Raw genomic sequence first — 15,509 nt, forward strand, 5'->3', positions numbered from 1 at the left:
AGCACAGATGGCACAGCACGACGACGACGGCGCCCGCGCCACCCAGCCCCACCGCGGCCCGGATTCGGGCCACCAGTCGCCGCATCACCAGGTCCTGATCATTGGCGGCGGCAACGCGGGTATCTCCCTGGCCGCCCGGCTGAAGCGCTACCGGGTGAGGGGCATCGCCGTTGTCGATCCCAGCGAGCAGCACCTGTACCAGCCGTTCTTCTCGCACATCGCAGGCGGGACAGCGAAGGCCGAATCGGCGGTCCGTCCGCAGGAAAGCGTAATTCCGAAGGGTGTCACCTGGCTTCGTGATGCCGCCACCGGCATTGACCCGGAATCGAAGACCGTAACGCTGGGCTCCGGACGCTCCATCACGTATGAGCACCTGGTCATCTGCCCCGGCATCCAGAAGAACTGGGACGGCATTCCCGGGCTGCAGGACGCACTCGATTCGGCGCACGGCGCCTCGAACTACAGCATCGACCTCGCCGTGAAGGCGTGGCGCCTGCTCAGTACCCTGCGCTCAGGCACCGCAGTTTTCGCCACGCCGGACGGGCCCATCACGTGCGGCGGTGCGGCACAGAAACCCATGTACCTGGCGTGCGACTACTGGCGCTCGCAGGGCGTCCTGCAGGATATCCGCGTGGTCCTGGCGGTGCCCACACAGACGGTGTACGGCGTCGAAATCGTTGACGAAGAGCTGAACCGGAAGATCGCCGAATACGGGATCGAGCTGCGCTGCAGCACCGAGCTGGAGTCCGTCGACGCCGGGACCCACACAGCAACCCTTCGGAACAACGCGGACGGCTCGTCGGAGCAGCTCCAGTACGACGTCCTTCACGCCGTGCCGCCGCAGTCCGCGCCCGGCTGGATCCGGGACACCGGCCTGGCCGACGACGACGGTTTCGTTGCCGTCGACCGCTCCACCCTCCAACACGTCACTTACTCGACGGTGTGGTCGCTCGGTGATGCCGCCGGCACCCGCAACTCGAAGTCCGGTGCCGCACTCCGGCAGCAGACCAAGGTGGTCGCGAAGAACCTCAAGGCCGTGCTGGACGGGCATTCGCCCACCCAGCAGTACAACGGCTACGGTGCGTGCCCGATCACGGTCAGCCGGTCAACCGTGGTGCTTGCCGAGTTCGACGACGCCCGCACACCCAAACCCACAGTCCCGGGTTGGAAGGGGCTCGCGAAGGAACGCCGCCTCACCTGGCTTGTGGAGCGGTACGGGTTCATCCGGCTCTACTGGTACGGAATCCTGAAGGGCTGGGCTTAGGATCCCGGATCCATGCATGACCGCAGCCGCTGGATTCCTGAACGGATCCGGGTCTTGACGGTTGGTACAGGAACGTTGAGGTGCTCAGCAACCTGGGTGTAGGTGAGGCATTCGTAGTAGGCCAGGTTGATCGCTTCGCGCTGAAGCGGGCTGAGTTGTTCCAGGCACTCTACAACACGCGCCGCTTCCATTCGGTCCGATACCGCGTCGGCAACCACGTCCCGGTCCGGAAGATAGTGCTTGATGCCCCAGGCTGCTTCCCGTGCAGTTCCGCTGTGTTCTGACCGGACCTTATCCACGGCCCTGCGGTGGGCGATGGTCATCAGCCATGCCATCGGGCTCCCGACGGCCGGATCATACCTGTGCGCTTGTTCCCACACCATGAGGAAGACGTCCTGGGTGGTTTCCTCGCTCAGCTCCGGGTCCACGATGGTGCGTCGGGCAAGCCCGTAGACGCGCTTGTGAGTGCGGTGATACAGGTCAGCGAACGCTGCCCGATTGCCCTCTGCGGTGCGGCGGATCAACCCGACGAGCTCCGCGGCATCACCCGCCGCGGCTCCGCGATAGTTCGGGTCCGTGGACGTCATGTCGGCCCCGCAAGCACGCGCAATACCGAACTTGAGAAGAAGGCACCGGCTTTGCAGCCCGGTGTATAGCGTCTACCCATAGACGGTTCTCTTCGTGTGCAGCTCCCATGCGGTCAGATGAGAGCGAACAAGAACAGTTCCGACGGTAACCGAGGCCGTCTTCGACCAACATACCGCACGAAATCGCGCACGTCATGAGTTAGTTAGCTTGTCGAACTATCTCCCCGCGCTGTACCTAGACAACGAAACCGTTGACCCCTACCCCACACGCCGGCCGCGATACACCGCGTCGGCGACGGCCAGCTTGGCGCCGTCAGGCCCGCTCGCTTCACGAGGCCTGTCCTCGGCCACCACTGTCTCCCAGCCCGGGCCGAGTAACTGCACAATGTCTTCCGCCGTGAAGTAGAGGTCCTGGTGCACCGGGCGCCGCGCTTCGCTTTGCAGGTCCGAGAGCGAGTGCCCGACAATCAGCAACGTTCCATTGGGAGCCACGGCCTCGGCGAAGCGTTCGAAGAGCGGTACCCGTTGCTCCGTGGGCAGGTGCATGTACTGTGCCGTCACCAGATCGAAGGCCTGTGCAGGAGGAGTCCATTCGGTGAGGTCGTGGTGGGCCCAGCTCACGGGCGGGTGGCCGTCGTCGAGCCCGCCTTCGTGCTCCGCCGCGCGGGCCAGCGCCACCGACGAGATGTCGACGCCGGTGACCTGCCACCCGCGGCCGGCAAGCCACAGTGCGTCCGCGCCTTCGCCGCAGCCGACGTCGAGCGCCGTTCCAGGTTCCAGGTCGGAGGCCTCCGCGACGAGTTGCGGGTTCGGATTTCCGCTCCAGATCCGATGCTTCTCGCCGTAGCGGGCGTCCCAGAAGGATTCGTCGTAGACGGGGGTGTCATGGGTGTGCATCAGGAAACCCTTTCTTCGATTGTGTTCACTCGAGCCCGGTAAGCAGTCAGGTCGGCTTCCAGTTCTTCTGCCATGAGGGAGTTGTTGATCGCAACTGCGGCTGTGGAACCCGAAGCCGCGGACGGCAGCACTTGCAGCATCAGGTTCGCAACGTTCCCGGCTGCCCAGACGCCGTCGACCTTCGTGGCGCCCATCTCGTCCACCTCGAAGTGCTCTCCCACGCCCATCGGATGCTGGACCGGGACCAGGCCCAGCCCGGTGAAGATGCCCGTGTTCGCAACGAACCGCGGCGCGACGGTGAGGGCTTCGATGGGAACAGTGCGACCGTCGGCGAGTTCCACGCCGGCGAGGCGGCCGCCGTCGTCGTTCTGGAGGTTGGTAACCGCACCGTCCACAACGGTGATGCCCCGGGCAGCGAACTGCTCCCACTCGGTTTCGCCGGGCTCAACCGTGTTGTTGAGGAAGAGTGTGATGCGGCTGCTCCATTGCCGGAACAGGAGCGCCTGATGGAGGGCCATCGGGCTGGTGGCGAGGATTCCGATCGCGCGGTCGCGGACTTCCCACCCGTGGCAGAACGGGCAGTGGATGACGTCCCTGCCCCAGTGCTCGCGAAGGCCCGGGATGTTGGGGAGTTGGTCCGTCAGGCCGGTGGTCAGGAGCAGTCGGCGGGAGCGCAGAATCGAGCCGTCCTGGAGGGTGGTGCGGAAGCGGTAGCGGGGATCGTTGTGGTGTGCTGCGTCGGTCACGGTGCCGGGGATGATGGTGCCGCCGTAGGATTCGACCTCGGTGCGGCCGATTTTCAGGAGTTCTGCGGGGCTCATGCCCTCGCTGGTGAGGAAGCCGTGAACGCCGTCGGCGGGGGCGTTGCGTGGGCGGCCGGAGTCGACGACGGCGACACTCCGGCGGGTGCGCCCGAGCATCAGGGCGGCGCTGAGGCCGGCGGATCCACCGCCGATAACAACGACATCGAATGTGTTCGGAGAATCAATCATGTATTCAGGATGGAACGCAATCCGCAAAGTAGCAAGAATGCTTGCTGAAGTGGCAAAATAGGTCCATGACGGAAGACATTGGTGAAGCACTGGCGGCAGTGGGCCCGCGGTTGAAGGCGTTGCGGGTGAAGCGGGATGTGACGCTGCAGTCGCTCTCGGAATCGACCGGCATTTCCGTGAGCACGCTCTCGCGCCTGGAGGCCGGCCAGCGCAAACCGAACCTGGAGTTGCTCCTTCCGTTGGCGCAGGCACATCAGGTCCCACTCGATGAGCTGGTGGGCGCACCGACCACGGGTGATCCGCGGGTCCACCTCCGGCCGATCGACGTGGGCCGCGCCACCGTCATTCCGCTCACCAAGCGGCCGGGTGGAATCCAGGCGTACAAGTACGTGCTGCCGGCCGATATGCCGCGCGAGGAGCCGGACCTCAAGGTCCACGAGGGCTACGAGTGGCTGTACGTGTTGAACGGGAACCTGCGGATGATCCTGGGCGAGCTGGACCTGGTCCTGCCGGCCGGTGAAGCGGCGGAGTTTGATACCCGCGTGCCGCACTGGTTCGGAAGGGCGGATAACGACCCCGTCGAGTTCCTCAGCCTCTTCGGCCGCCAGGGGGAGCGGCTGCACCTGCGGGCGAAGAGTACCTAGCCGCGTACGCCGTGCTGCTCAGGCAGCGTAGGGGCGGTTGCCGTTTCGAAGAACCGCCTGCACTGCACTCATCGCATGCGTTGAGAGCAAAATGCGTGCTGCCTGCACTTTCCGACAAGGACCATAAGCCTCCTGCCGCCGATGCGCCTATGCGACCAGCAGCGAGCGCTCCAGCACGAAGTCGGATTCGACGTTCCTGCCAAGCTTGAACGTCTTGGTTCCCACCTTTGTGAAGCCGTGCTTCTCGTAGAAACGGATGGCTCGGGCATTCTGGTCGTTGGTGCCCAGCCACATGCCGTGGGCGTCGTTGCCCATGGCGGCGATATCGAGGGATGCCTGCATGAGTTGCGACGCCGCACCCTGCCCGTGGTGCGAGGGGTGCAGGTAGAACTTGCTCAGCTCGATGGTGGGGAAGATCGAGAGGCAGGAGCGCACATGCTCATCCTGAGGGAGTCCTTCGACGAGCATGCTCCAGCCCAGCAGATGGCCGTCCTCGCGCAGGCACAGCAGGATCTTGGTGGGATCGGCGATGTGCTGGGCGAACCTCTGTTCCGACAACTCGGTGGCAACGTACTGCCGGATGTCCTCCGGGTGCGATGTCGGCGGGCACGCGAGCGGGAAGGTGATGCCGGCGAGGATAGCGAGCTGGCCGGCGTCGTTCGCGGTGGCGTGGTCGATGGAAACGGTCACGGAAGCAAGGTTAGCGCTTTGGCTCTCCACCACGCCTACTATCGCAGTAGGACATGGAAAGGTTGCGATGCAGTTAGCTCGGGGATCCGGCGCCAGCGTTCGGGCGCAGTCGCGCGGTTCGTGGCCAATTGCGGTTGCTGCGGCCGCGCTCGTGACTGTCCTTGTGCCCGTTCTGATTCTGTTGATTTCCGACGACGGCGGCGCCACCTTTATCGGGTCGACGTTGCCATTTGTGCGGGCGCTGGTGCACCTGACAACTCTTACGGCCGTAGCCCTGCTCTGCGTCGGGGTGCTGCTGCCGGCGCCTTCAGAGGAACTTTCCGCTGAGGAACTTTCCGCCGAGGCGCAACGGCTCGGGCGGCAAGGCTGCGCTGCGGCCGTGATCGCAGCACTCGCCTGCGTTCTTCTCCTCTTCTGGACCTACTTCGATGTGATCGGTTCGGGCCCCTTCCAGGGCGCGGACCTCAGCGACCTGGGCGCCTTCCTGAATGAGCTGGCCTCCGGCCGGGCGCTGGTTGCGCAGGTGAGCCTGCTGATCCTCGGGGCGGTCTTCGCATATCTGGCCCGGACCGCGGTTCCGCTGCGGATGGCGCTGGTCCTGGTGATTGCGGGGACGACGACGATGGGGCTCGGCGGCCACTCGGCATCGGAGTCCGGGCACGGTGCGGCGATGTTCAGCATGACGGGACACATCGGTGCGGCGTCATTGTGGGTGGGTGGCCTGGCCGGGCTCGGTTGGCTGGCGCACGCGCATCCGAACCTGCTGCGCCCCACCGTTGCGCGGTTCAGCAGGCTGGCGCTGACCTGCGCTGCGGTGGTCGGTGTGAGCGGTGTTGTGAGCGCCGTGGTGCGGGTCGAGAGCCTGGCGCTGCTGCCCGGATCGTTGTACGGGGCAGTTCTGCTTGCGAAGACCATGGCGTTCATTGGGCTGATCGTGTTCGGTGTGCTGCACCGGCGTCGGCTGTTGGCGCAGGACAGCTTCACCGCGCGGACGTTCCTGCAGCTTGCCGCGGGCGAGGTGTTGATTATGGGCGTCGCTTACGGGCTCGCGGTTGCGCTCGTCCGGCTGGATCCGCCGGTCCTTCTCTGACCTAACCGGAGCGCGCACGCTGCCTGACATGGGATAAGTACACAAGCGCTTTCGCAGTTAGAGCTCCGGCACACACTGTCCGGTTCCGAGAATCGCCAGCCCCGCGCGGTCGCCATCGCCGAGCGACGTCCTTACGCTGCGCTCATACATCAGCTCGTTGGGATCATCCACGTGGTCCAACCCGACAACGTGCGCCAGTTCATGCACAATGATGGCCCTGACCTGGTCGCGTCCGCCGGGGAAAAGCAGCGTCGTCGCGAGGTCCGGCGCATCGAGCATGGCCTGACCCGCTACATAGACAACCGGTTTCCCCGGCCGCTGTGCGATCTGGCTGCCTCCAAACCCAGCAACCGCGCCTTCGAGTGCCGGAATCTCGGTTGGGTTCGTCCATGTGATCAAGATCGGTGCCCATCGTTCACCGTAGAGTTCGGGCTGATACGGGTCTCGCGCTCCCTCACTCGGTGGCTCAGCGGTGGAGCCGCTGTACACGAACTGAAGCCCGGTCGCAGCGGAAATCTCCGCGACGGCCTCCTCGATCAGACCCTCGGTCCCCGCAGGAGCGTTGTCCGGGCGGACGACGTAGTGAACTGGACGGCACGGGTCATAGGCGACGAAGGCCTGCGCCAGGTCCGGGTAGGAGTACAGTGCGTACTGCGAAGATCCGGTTGACGGCGGAGGAGCTCCCAACGGCGCGTCTGCTGCGTCAACCCCTCGCACCGGCACATTGGATCCCGGCAGGTACGGCAGAACATCCGGCAGGATATCCCGCTCGAAGACCGTTGGCGTCAGATACAGGGCCGCGACAAACGCGATGAGCGCAGCGGTGCGAACCCGAAGCTTGAACGCGGAAGACCGAGTACGACGACGGCGGGCGGGTAGGCGGTTCGAATCCTCGCCGTCCCAAACTCCCATGTGCCTTCACTTCTCATAACGGATGCTCTGGCCTGCTGTGCCTGAAAGCCAATCCTGTCAGAAACTCCTGAAAGGCATCCTCTTCGTTCGCTTTTGACCGCCGCCTGGAATGGTGCGTGAATTTTCTGCGTTAGCAGAAGAACATCAACGAAAGGAGTTGTCATGTCGCGCATTGCCGTCATCGGAGGGCATGGGAAGGTCGCGCTTCAGTTGGCCCGCATCCTGACGGGTGGAGGCCATGAGGTTAGTTCCATCTTCCGCAACCCCGGCCATAGGGCGGACGTGGAATCGACCGGCGCCCAGCCTGTTGTCGCGGATGTGACTCAGCTTTCGAGCAGCGAATTGGCTGATGTCCTGCGAGGGCACGACGCCGTCGTGTGGTCTGCCGGGGCTGCCGGCAGCAGTCCGGAAGACACTTACGCGATTGACCGTGATGCCGCTATCCGTTCGATGGATGCGGCGAAAGAGGCGGGTGTTGACCGCTATGTCATGGTTTCCTACCTCGGTGCGCGGAAGGACCACGGCGTTCCTGAGGACAACGGATTCTTCCACTATGCGGAGGCGAAGGCAGCGGCTGACGATTATCTGCGCGGGACGGACCTTTCCTGGACCATTCTTGGTCCGGGCGCACTCACTACCGATCCTGGGACCGGGGCCATTGAGGTGTCGACCGAGCCGGAGCAGGATTCGGTAGCCCGCGAGGACGTCGCCCAGGTTGCTGCCGCCGTGCTGAGCAACCCCGGCACCGTGGGGAAGTTCATCCAGTTCAACACCGGCGCCACGCCTATCGCTGAAGCAGTCGAGGTTGCGTAGCCACGCCGTCGGGGTCCGGTAATCCTCACTGGGTGAGGATTACCGGACCGTCCTTTGTTATTGCGATGGTGTGTTCGCTATGAGCGGTCCGCGCACCGGTAGCGCTCTTCAAAGTCCAGCCATCTGCGTCGGTGATGAGCTCGGCGGTGTCTGCCATCACCCACGGCTCGATAGCCAGCAGCAGCCCCGGACGCAGGCGGTACCCGCGTCCGGGGCGGCCGGTGTTCGGAATATGGGGGTCCTGGTGCATGGTCGATCCAACTCCATGGCCTCCGAACTCGGTATTGATGAGGTACCCCGCATCGGCCAGCACCGAACCGATCGCGTGCGAAATGTCCCCGATACGGGCATCCGGAGTGGCTGCTGCAATTCCCGCCTGAAGTGCGCGTTCAGTGGCGTCAATCATTGCGAGGTCAGAGGAGGACGAGGAGCTTCCGACGACAAAGCTCATCGCTGAATCCGCAACGACGCCGCCGAGCGAAACCGCGAGATCAAGGGAGAGCAGGTCCCCGTCTTTGAGCGCGTAGTCGTGCGGCCGACCGTGCAGCACAGCGTCGTTGACCGAGGTGCAGATGTAGTGCCCGAAGGGTCCCCGGCCGAACGCGGGGGAGTAGTCGACGTAGCATGACCGTGCTCTGGCTTCGCGGATGAAATCGGATGTCCACTGGTCAATCTCCAGCAGGTTCGTACCGACGCCGGCTCTGTTCTTCAGTGTTTTCAGGATCGTCGAGACCAGCTTCCCCGTGGCCGCTGCGCGTTCAAGTTCGGACGCATTCAATATTTCGATCACAGGGTTTCCTTCCCACCTGGCCAATAACTATCCCGGCAAACGTCGGGGGTCCTAAACATGGGCTCCCTCGCTGCTTGAGCACAGCCCGATGAACGCCCCCAGTTCCTCCAACTGCTCGGGCCGCGCCGGCATGTGCTGCGTCAGCTCGGGGGAGCGGACGATGACCGCCCGCCACTGCCCGCGCGAGATCGCCACATTGATCCGGTTGCGGTTGAGCAGAAACTGGATGCCGCGCGGTGCTTCCGACGCCGCCGAGCAAGCCATCGACACCATGACCACCGGCGCTTCCTGCCCCTGGAACTTGTCCACCGTCCCTACCCGGGTTCCGGTAAGCCCAGCGTCCTTGAGCTTCCGCCGTATCATCTGCACCTGAGCGTTGTAGGCAGCGACCACGAGCACGTCCGCATCGGTGAGCGCACGGGGCTCGGCGGAAGCATCGTCCCAAAGAAGGCCCACGTGCCGCTGCACCTGCCGGACAACCTCCAGCGCTTCCTCCGAGGAAGCGCTTTTGTTCCCCGCGTGATCGACGAGAACGCACTCGACGCCGGCGGGCACACCGTCAAGCACCCGCTTCGTGGCGATCACTGCGGATTCCAGTTTGTCGTCATAGGCCAACCGGGACACCACGCGGCACAGCTCGGGATGCATGCGCCAACTGTCCGCGAGGAAATACCCTAGCTCAGGTCGGAGCGTGGCCTCACCCTGCGACAACCAGCCCAGCGCGGACTCATCGACCGGCTCCGGATGGTTTGCCTGCGTCACCTGAGGCAGTTGCTGCGGATCGCCGAGCAGCAGCAGCCGCTTCGCAGCCCGCGAGACCGCCAGCGTGTTCGCCAACGAGAACTGCCCGGCTTCATCGATTACCAGCAGGTCGAGCGACGACGGCGGAACCTTGCTCCCCGTCATCGTCCAGGCGGTGCCGCCCACCAATACGCCGTCAGCACCGTCGAGGAGGGAGGCGACGTCGTCGTCGGTCTTGTATGTCCACGGGGCGTCCGGATGGTCTGTCTTTTTGGCGACCTGATGCGGCGGAACACCGGCTTTCAAGGCTGCCTTCAGCATGTTCTCGACGACAGCATGCGATTGCGCCACCACGCCGACCTTCCAACCAGCCGCCACCAGCGCGGCGACGACGTGGGAGCCGACATAGGTTTTGCCCGTGCCGGGAGGGCCCTGGACGGCAAGGTAGGAGCGGTCCAGCAGCCGGACTGCTGCGGTGATCGCTGAAACGTAGTCGTGGTCGAGCAGTTCGGGAAGGCTGGCGCCGCCCGTCAGGTTGGGATTCGCCCGGCGGAGGATGTCCAGCCCGGGATTCCTCGGCAGCCCAGGGAGCGACGCACCCACCTGCTGAGCGAGCTCGGCGAGGGCGGCACGAATGGACTTGGTGGAGATCGGCCGGTCAGGGGTGAGCGCCATAGGAGTCTGCTCGTAGGCCGCGCCCCCTCGCTTGAGCTTTTCGCGGATGACGAGGTGTTCGCCGTCGCGGTCAGCGTAGGTGTCGGTGACTTCGGTGCCGAACCAGCCCTCCCGGCCGCCGACTTTCCCATCGAACGGTTCAAGGCCTTCCGGCAGCGGTTCGCCGTACATCCGGAACCAGGTGCTGCCTGGTTTGAACTCCGAGCCTTCCGACGCAATGCCGCAGAGATCCAGTACGCGCACGTGGTTGCTGCGGGCGTTCGGTTTCGCCCAATCTTCGAGGACGGTTGCACGCCGGACGGCGAACACGTCACGGGTGTCAGACCAGTCGTCCAGCGGGGATCCGAGGCGGTCGAAGTGTTCCCACCAATACTGCTTGTCCTCGCGCCGGTGGTAGCCCACTGCCGCAGCGACCATGGCGATTGCGTGCTCATCTTTGGTCAGTGCACGGTTTGTAGGCAATGAAGTCACGTGGTCCAGCAGCAACTGTTCCTCGGGTGTTGGAGGTTCGGACTTGTCCACCTTCGGTTCCCGGGGCTGCGCGAGCGCGATGTTCCGTGCTGACGCCAGCCCGAGCAGCCAGTTCCGGAGTTCGAGCGTGGAGAGGCAGTCGTACTGGTTGTAGTCGCTGATCCCGGCGAGGATCTCGGCGGCTTTCTCAGCGTTCCCGCTGTCCCTCGCCTCGCAGAACTGCGCGTACGCAACGACTGAGGCCCCGGCGTCGGTCACGTCCCCTGACCGCAGGTTGTCACCCATATACAGCGGCTCAAGCTTCTTGATGCTGTAGGAGCGGTCGGAGATCCGCAGACTCGTACGGACGGTCTCGTAGAGGTCCACCAGCACCCCGTCGCGCAGGAGCGTATCGACCGCTTCCTCACCGATCAAGTGGATCAGAGAGAGGTTCCGCAGTGCCGTCTTCTCGTAGGCTGCGTAATGGTAGATGTGCAGGTTGGGATAACGACGACGGCGCTCGGCGACGTAGTCGAGGAAGCTCGCGAACGCCTGGCGTTCCTGCGCGCGGTCGTGTGCCCAGAACGGAACGAAGGGCGGCTCGGCGCCCGGCGAAGGAGGGTTTTCGACCACGCCGAACAGGTACTCAATACCCCACCGTCCGGTCAGTGGATCCTGCCACAGTGGATCGCCTTCGAAGTCGAAGAAGATGTCACCGTGGTCGGGCTCGGGGAGATTCGCGAGGCTGTTGTCCTCAAGCAGCCGGTAAGCCAGTGTGGCGGCGTCGCCATGATTGTCGCGATACTCGACGCTCCCGTCGACCTCGGCAACGCCGGTTTGCATCCGGGCCTGGTCGCGGAGGGCAACGAGGCTCTCGTCCTCGGAAGGAACGTCCATGGCTGCGAGGTCATCGATGGTATAGATGCCGGCTTTATGCAGTTTTGCCCGGCGAGTGGTGCTCATCCGCCCGACCAGCAGCAGGTCACGGGTCTCTTCGACCATGAGTTGGCAGTACTCGCACCGGCCGCAGGCCACATAAGAGTTCCCATCCCACACCACCGGATCCGGCTGTGCCCTATGGCCCCCGACCAGGGCAAGGAACCGGTCGCGGCGCTCGCGGTATACAGGCAGCAGGTCCGCAAGCCGGTGGTCGCTGTGCTGCTCGTTCCCGAGCACGAGCGTCACAAGCGGCGCCGGCTCAATCCCTGCCTTCAGCATCTGGTCGCCGTAGGCGGCGAGCTGCAGCAGCGCACCCACCTTCGCGTGCCGGGCGAGCTTCGTATCCCAGACGGCGTACGCGCCGTCGACCTTCACCAGGAAGTCGGACCGCCCATGGAACTGCCCGTCAAAGAACGCCGCCTGGAACACAACGTCCGCGCCGCTACGCAACGCCTCAACCGACTCCGCATGCTTCTGAAGCAGGAGCGATCGTTCCATGCCTGCGGCGGGCACGACGTCGTACACTCCCGTTCCCCGCGCCGGATCCCACTTGCCGTGCTCGGCTAGGAAGCGCTCCAGGATTCTGCGTTCGTGGACGTCGCCAAGCTGGGCGGTGCGCGCGAGCATCTCGTCGACGTCGAACTCTGGTTTGGTGCTGCGGCCCAGCTTCTCGTCAAGGACGCGCAGGGTCCGGTACTCGCACACCGAGGCGTTGACCAGGTCCGTCGCGGAGAAGACAAGATCAGGCTCGGCGTTGGGGGTTGTCGATTCGAGCAGGAACATGGCGCCTTCCGTGGATTTCGCGTTGGAACCATCGAATCATGTGCCGGTGACAATTCGCCGGAGAGACCGGATTTACTCGTCCGCTGTGGGCAGCTGATCGTTCGGAGCGAGGTAGTCCGCGAGCACCAGGATGGGCAAATGGTCCGAGCCGCCGCGCGGCAGGGTCTCCACTTTCTGAATCTTCAGCCCGCGGGAGGTGGCGAAGTCGAAGTGTCCGCGGAACACCATGTAACGGGTGTAGGTGCGGCGGTCGCTGAGCGAGAGGTCGTAGCCGGCGTCGTTCATGTGCTCTGTGAGCCGCTGGGTGAAGAACGGGTAGTTGAAGTCACCGACCATGAGGGTCGCCTGGCCGGTGCCCATTTCCAGCAACTCGGCGTGCGCTGCGTCGATCTGCTTGCGGCGCAGGGAGTTCGACGCCGTCAACGGGGCCGCGTGGAAGGACCCGGCAACCAGCTCGTGGTCCGTCTCCAGGTCCAGCAGCTTCACGCCGATCAGCCGCTCATGCGCCGGCGTAAGGACCCTGTCATGGAGCGACTTCTTCAGCGAGAACGAGTCCGCCCGCACCATGTCGAACCGGTCCCGCCGGTAATACATCGCGAGTCCCAGCCGGTTTTCCTTGGTGGCGGTGGCCATCTGTAAGCCGCCGACGACGTCGGGCAGGTCCGAGGCGTCGCACTCCTGCAGGCACAGCAGGTCAACCTCGTGCTCGTGCACGAGGGCCTCGAGCTCCCCGCTCGCCTTGTGCTCGCGAAGGTTGTAGCTGATGGTGCGTATCAGGGCCGTGCTCCTTATGCATGGGCGGCAGAAAGCAGGTTCAGTCTAACCACCGGTCGGGAAGACCGACGCCGGTGGCTTGCTAATGAGCAGTATCCCGCTCGGTAAAGCCCCTAGTGGACAGGATGTTGTCCATAGCGTCAGGTGTCCGCGGCCAGCCGCCGTCGTAATTCTGCTGCTGCCGGTTGGATTGCGGCGTCATCGGGCAGGGGTTCCCGGCCCCACAGCCAGAGCAGGAGGGTGTTGGGTTCGCCGGCTATGCGGGCGTCGGGGGAGTCGATTCCCTCACCGGTAATGGTCACCTCGTCCTGCTGCAGGTAGGCGGTCCAGGCGAAGCCCTCGCTTTCGAGGACAACGGTTCCCGTCTTCGACCCGCCGGTATCCGTTCCGCGTCCGAGCATGACCGTCAGTACTTCATCGATTCCGTCGAGCGCCAAGTCGCCGTCAATTGGCTGAGGCTGGCCGAGCGCGGCTTCGATGTCGTAGCGGTGGATAGCGGTCTCGTGGGCCAGCCGGCGGATCCAGAACCCCACGGTCTGGTCCTCAACCACCCAGGATTCGGCGACGTCGGCGGGTTCGTGGGAATCGAACTCGGTGGTGAGCCGCCCGAAGCACGTCTCAAGAATCTCCGCCGGCCCGAGCCGCAGGATCTCCTCCGGAACCCAGCGGCCCTGCGGCTTGACCCCGGTGCGGATGGTTTCGGCCTTCTGCAGGTAGACCATCGCAGTGTGCCGCACGAGCTTCTCGATGTCCCAGTCCGGGCACCCGGGAACCTGAGCTGTGAGCTGACCGTCGGCAGACCGTGTCAGCTCGAGCAGGCGCGAGAAGTCCTCCGCCATGAGCTGCCGGTAGCGGACGTAGGGGAGGGCGTACGGGTAGGCGGGCTTCACTGGCGGGCTCCCTTGATCAGTTCCGGGACGTCCCCGGCGCGTATGGCGTTGAGCAGTTCGCGTACGTCCCGGTAAACCCGCGCGGCGCCGGCGTCGCGCAGTTCTGCTTCGCTGGTGCCGCCGGTAGTGACGGCGAGAGTGGGCATGCCGAGCTTGTTCGCGGCGATCACGTCCCACACAGCGTCGCCAACGAACACGGCCTCGTCCGGCTTCAGTCCAGCGGTTTCCAGGGCGGCCTCGAGAATGTCGGGGGAGGGCTTGCTGATGCCGGTGTCGGTGGCGTTGGTGGCGCCGATCAGTGCGGCCTCGGCGTCGAGCACTTGGCGAAGGACCGCCAATTCCTCCTCCGAGGCGGAAGTCGCGAGTACGACGGCGAGACCTGAGTCCGCGCAGTGCAGCAGTAAGTCGCGGGCGCCGTCGAACGCGCGAAGCGACGGCCACTGGGCTGAGAAGAGGGCGGCGTGGGTGTCCTTGATCGCATCGTCCTGGCCGGTCTCGCGGTCGGTACCAAGGAGATGCTCGATCAGGGTGGTGCCACCCATTCCGATGGTCCGGTGAATGGCGGACATTGGAACGTCGTGTCCGAAGCGGCGGAAGGTCTGCCACCAGGCGACAGCGTGGAGGTAGTTGGTGTCGACAAGGGTTCCGTCCACGTCGAAGAGGACGCCGCGCTTGCCGTCGTCGTCGTGCTGTTCTGCCATGGTGCCGCCTAAATCAAAAGGTGCATGTTCCAACTTTGGTGTACCGCCAACCTTGTCCCAGAAGGAATGCCGGTGTCGAGTTATGCCACCCATCCAAGCGGGCAGCTCATTTTTGGGGGACCCGGCTCCTAGGATGAGGGCATGGTTTTGGTGGGAGTGTTTTCGGCATCGCTCGGTGTCTTGGTAGGGACGGATTGGTTGGAGGTTGTCGGGTCACTTGGTCCGCTCGCCATCCTCCTGGCAGCGGTAATCACCGGCCTCATTGGCTGGAGGACACTGCGGCATTCCAGACGGGCTCTGGAGCAGAAGGTCGAGACCGATCGATTGAACCTGGAACAAAGGGCTTTGGCCGATCAGAAGAACCAGTGGTGGGAGCGTGTCCAATGGGCTCTCGACTCCGCTTTCTCGGATACCCCGGAACGCCAGGCAGCCGGCATCGCCATGATCCGCGTACTCAGCCAGGCCGAGTGGCTGACGGAGGAAGAAATCATGCTGCTTGATGCAGCGTGGCAGGAGGAGCTCGACGAGGACGATGAGGAGATGTTCGCCTACGAACCACCACTATTCAGCCGTGAGGTAGAAGCGAACGGGCATGCTGTGGACGGTTATCAGCATATTGGGGACAATGGAGAGCAAGACGAACCAGAGGAGACCGACCGTGGGCGAGGCTCTACACGCTGATCGGACACGTTCCGCAGACGCAACTCACGAGCAGAGCGCTGCCCCGCTGACCCGGTCCGAGCGCCGGGTGAAGGTGGAGGCTGCCAAACTTCGGGTCGTCCTGGATCAGCGGCTTGGACGTGCCACGCCGGAATGGGTTAATGTGCTCGCCGAAGAGAAGCTATAACTCCAGCTTCGCTCGATACCCGTTAATCTT

General features: G+C 64.3%; 16 protein-coding genes. 6 read left to right on the forward strand and 10 right to left on the reverse strand.

All coding sequences use genetic code 11. From position 1 onward, the window contains the following. The first annotated feature begins 7 nt into the window (after positions 1-7). Positions 8-1,264 (forward strand): NAD(P)/FAD-dependent oxidoreductase, encoded by a 1,257-nt coding sequence (locus BJ994_RS02570; RefSeq protein WP_167991162.1) that lies wholly within the window; start codon positions 8-10, stop codon positions 1,262-1,264. On the opposite strand, the gene sigK is transcribed toward BJ994_RS02570, so the two are convergent. The 3 genes from sigK to BJ994_RS02585 all read right to left on the reverse strand — a co-directional run bounded on the left by sigK (position 1,261) and on the right by BJ994_RS02585 (position 3,740). Further along, entirely contained in the window at positions 1,261-1,851 is a 591-nt protein-coding gene (gene sigK / locus BJ994_RS02575; protein ID WP_167991165.1) for an ECF RNA polymerase sigma factor SigK, read from the reverse strand. The genes BJ994_RS02570 and sigK overlap by 4 nt on opposite strands. Positions 1,852-2,109: 258 nt before the next feature. Beyond that, complete coding sequence (locus tag BJ994_RS02580) at positions 2,110-2,748, reverse strand: class I SAM-dependent methyltransferase (RefSeq protein ID WP_167991167.1); 639 nt, start codon at positions 2,746-2,748, stop codon at positions 2,110-2,112. Then, complete coding sequence (locus BJ994_RS02585; protein ID WP_167991169.1) at positions 2,748-3,740, reverse strand: NAD(P)/FAD-dependent oxidoreductase; 993 nt, start codon at positions 3,738-3,740, stop codon at positions 2,748-2,750. Before BJ994_RS02585 ends, BJ994_RS02580 begins: the two co-directional genes overlap by 1 nt. Positions 3,741-3,805: 65 nt before the next feature. On the opposite strand from BJ994_RS02585, the gene BJ994_RS02590 reads away from it, so the two are divergent. Then, positions 3,806-4,384, forward strand: a complete 579-nt coding sequence (locus tag BJ994_RS02590; protein ID WP_167991172.1) for a helix-turn-helix domain-containing protein — start codon at positions 3,806-3,808, stop codon at positions 4,382-4,384. Positions 4,385-4,531: 147 nt separating this feature from the next. On the opposite strand, the gene BJ994_RS02595 is transcribed toward BJ994_RS02590, so the two are convergent. Beyond that, entirely contained in the window at positions 4,532-5,074 is a 543-nt protein-coding gene (locus BJ994_RS02595) for a GNAT family N-acetyltransferase (RefSeq protein ID WP_167991175.1), read from the reverse strand. Between the two features lie 67 nt (positions 5,075-5,141). Here BJ994_RS02595 and BJ994_RS02600 point away from each other — a divergent pair, with 67 nt between their 5' ends. Beyond that, positions 5,142-6,164: a copper resistance D family protein gene (locus BJ994_RS02600; protein ID WP_167991177.1), complete on the forward strand. Its 1,023-nt coding sequence runs from the start codon at positions 5,142-5,144 to the stop codon at positions 6,162-6,164. Between the two features lie 57 nt (positions 6,165-6,221). Here the strand turns inward: BJ994_RS02600 and BJ994_RS02605 are convergent, their stop codons facing one another. Continuing rightward, the gene (locus BJ994_RS02605) at positions 6,222-7,076 is read right to left on the reverse strand and encodes a zinc metalloprotease (RefSeq protein WP_167991180.1); all 855 of its coding nucleotides are present in this window, start codon (positions 7,074-7,076) and stop codon (positions 6,222-6,224) included. 162 nt (positions 7,077-7,238) lie between these two features. Between BJ994_RS02605 and BJ994_RS02610 the strand changes: the two genes are divergently transcribed. Beyond that, positions 7,239-7,889 (forward strand): SDR family oxidoreductase, encoded by a 651-nt coding sequence (locus BJ994_RS02610; RefSeq protein ID WP_167991182.1) that lies wholly within the window; start codon positions 7,239-7,241, stop codon positions 7,887-7,889. Positions 7,890-7,914: 25 nt separating this feature from the next. Here BJ994_RS02610 and map read toward each other — a convergent pair whose 3' ends face one another. From map to BJ994_RS02635, 5 genes are all read right to left on the reverse strand, one after another. After that, positions 7,915-8,679: a type I methionyl aminopeptidase gene (gene map, locus BJ994_RS02615; RefSeq protein ID WP_167991184.1), complete on the reverse strand. Its 765-nt coding sequence runs from the start codon at positions 8,677-8,679 to the stop codon at positions 7,915-7,917. A gap of 51 nt (positions 8,680-8,730) precedes the next feature. Beyond that, complete coding sequence (locus BJ994_RS02620) at positions 8,731-12,267, reverse strand: TM0106 family RecB-like putative nuclease (RefSeq protein WP_167991187.1); 3,537 nt, start codon at positions 12,265-12,267, stop codon at positions 8,731-8,733. Positions 12,268-12,339: 72 nt separating this feature from the next. Beyond that, a complete protein-coding gene (locus BJ994_RS02625; RefSeq protein WP_167995805.1) occupies positions 12,340-13,041 on the reverse strand; it encodes an endonuclease/exonuclease/phosphatase family protein in 702 nt (233 codons plus the stop codon). Between the two features lie 140 nt (positions 13,042-13,181). Beyond that, positions 13,182-13,931, reverse strand: a complete 750-nt coding sequence (locus BJ994_RS02630; RefSeq protein ID WP_167991190.1) for a maleylpyruvate isomerase family mycothiol-dependent enzyme — start codon at positions 13,929-13,931, stop codon at positions 13,182-13,184. Beyond that, on the reverse strand, positions 13,928-14,632 hold the full coding sequence (locus tag BJ994_RS02635) for an HAD family hydrolase (protein WP_167991192.1): 705 nt from the start codon (positions 14,630-14,632) through the stop codon (positions 13,928-13,930). The genes BJ994_RS02630 and BJ994_RS02635 overlap by 4 nt, the downstream gene beginning before the upstream one ends. 141 nt (positions 14,633-14,773) lie before the next feature. Between BJ994_RS02635 and BJ994_RS02640 the strand changes: the two genes are divergently transcribed. Continuing rightward, positions 14,774-15,313 (forward strand): hypothetical protein, encoded by a 540-nt coding sequence (locus BJ994_RS02640; RefSeq protein WP_167991194.1) that lies wholly within the window; start codon positions 14,774-14,776, stop codon positions 15,311-15,313. Continuing rightward, on the forward strand, positions 15,291-15,479 hold the full coding sequence (locus BJ994_RS02645; protein WP_167990068.1) for a hypothetical protein: 189 nt from the start codon (positions 15,291-15,293) through the stop codon (positions 15,477-15,479). Before BJ994_RS02640 ends, BJ994_RS02645 begins: the two co-directional genes overlap by 23 nt. The last annotated feature ends 30 nt before the right edge of the window (positions 15,480-15,509 follow it).

The sequence above is a fragment of the Arthrobacter pigmenti genome (genome assembly GCF_011927905.1).
Taxonomy (GTDB): Bacteria; Actinomycetota; Actinomycetes; order Actinomycetales; family Micrococcaceae; genus Arthrobacter_D; species Arthrobacter_D pigmenti.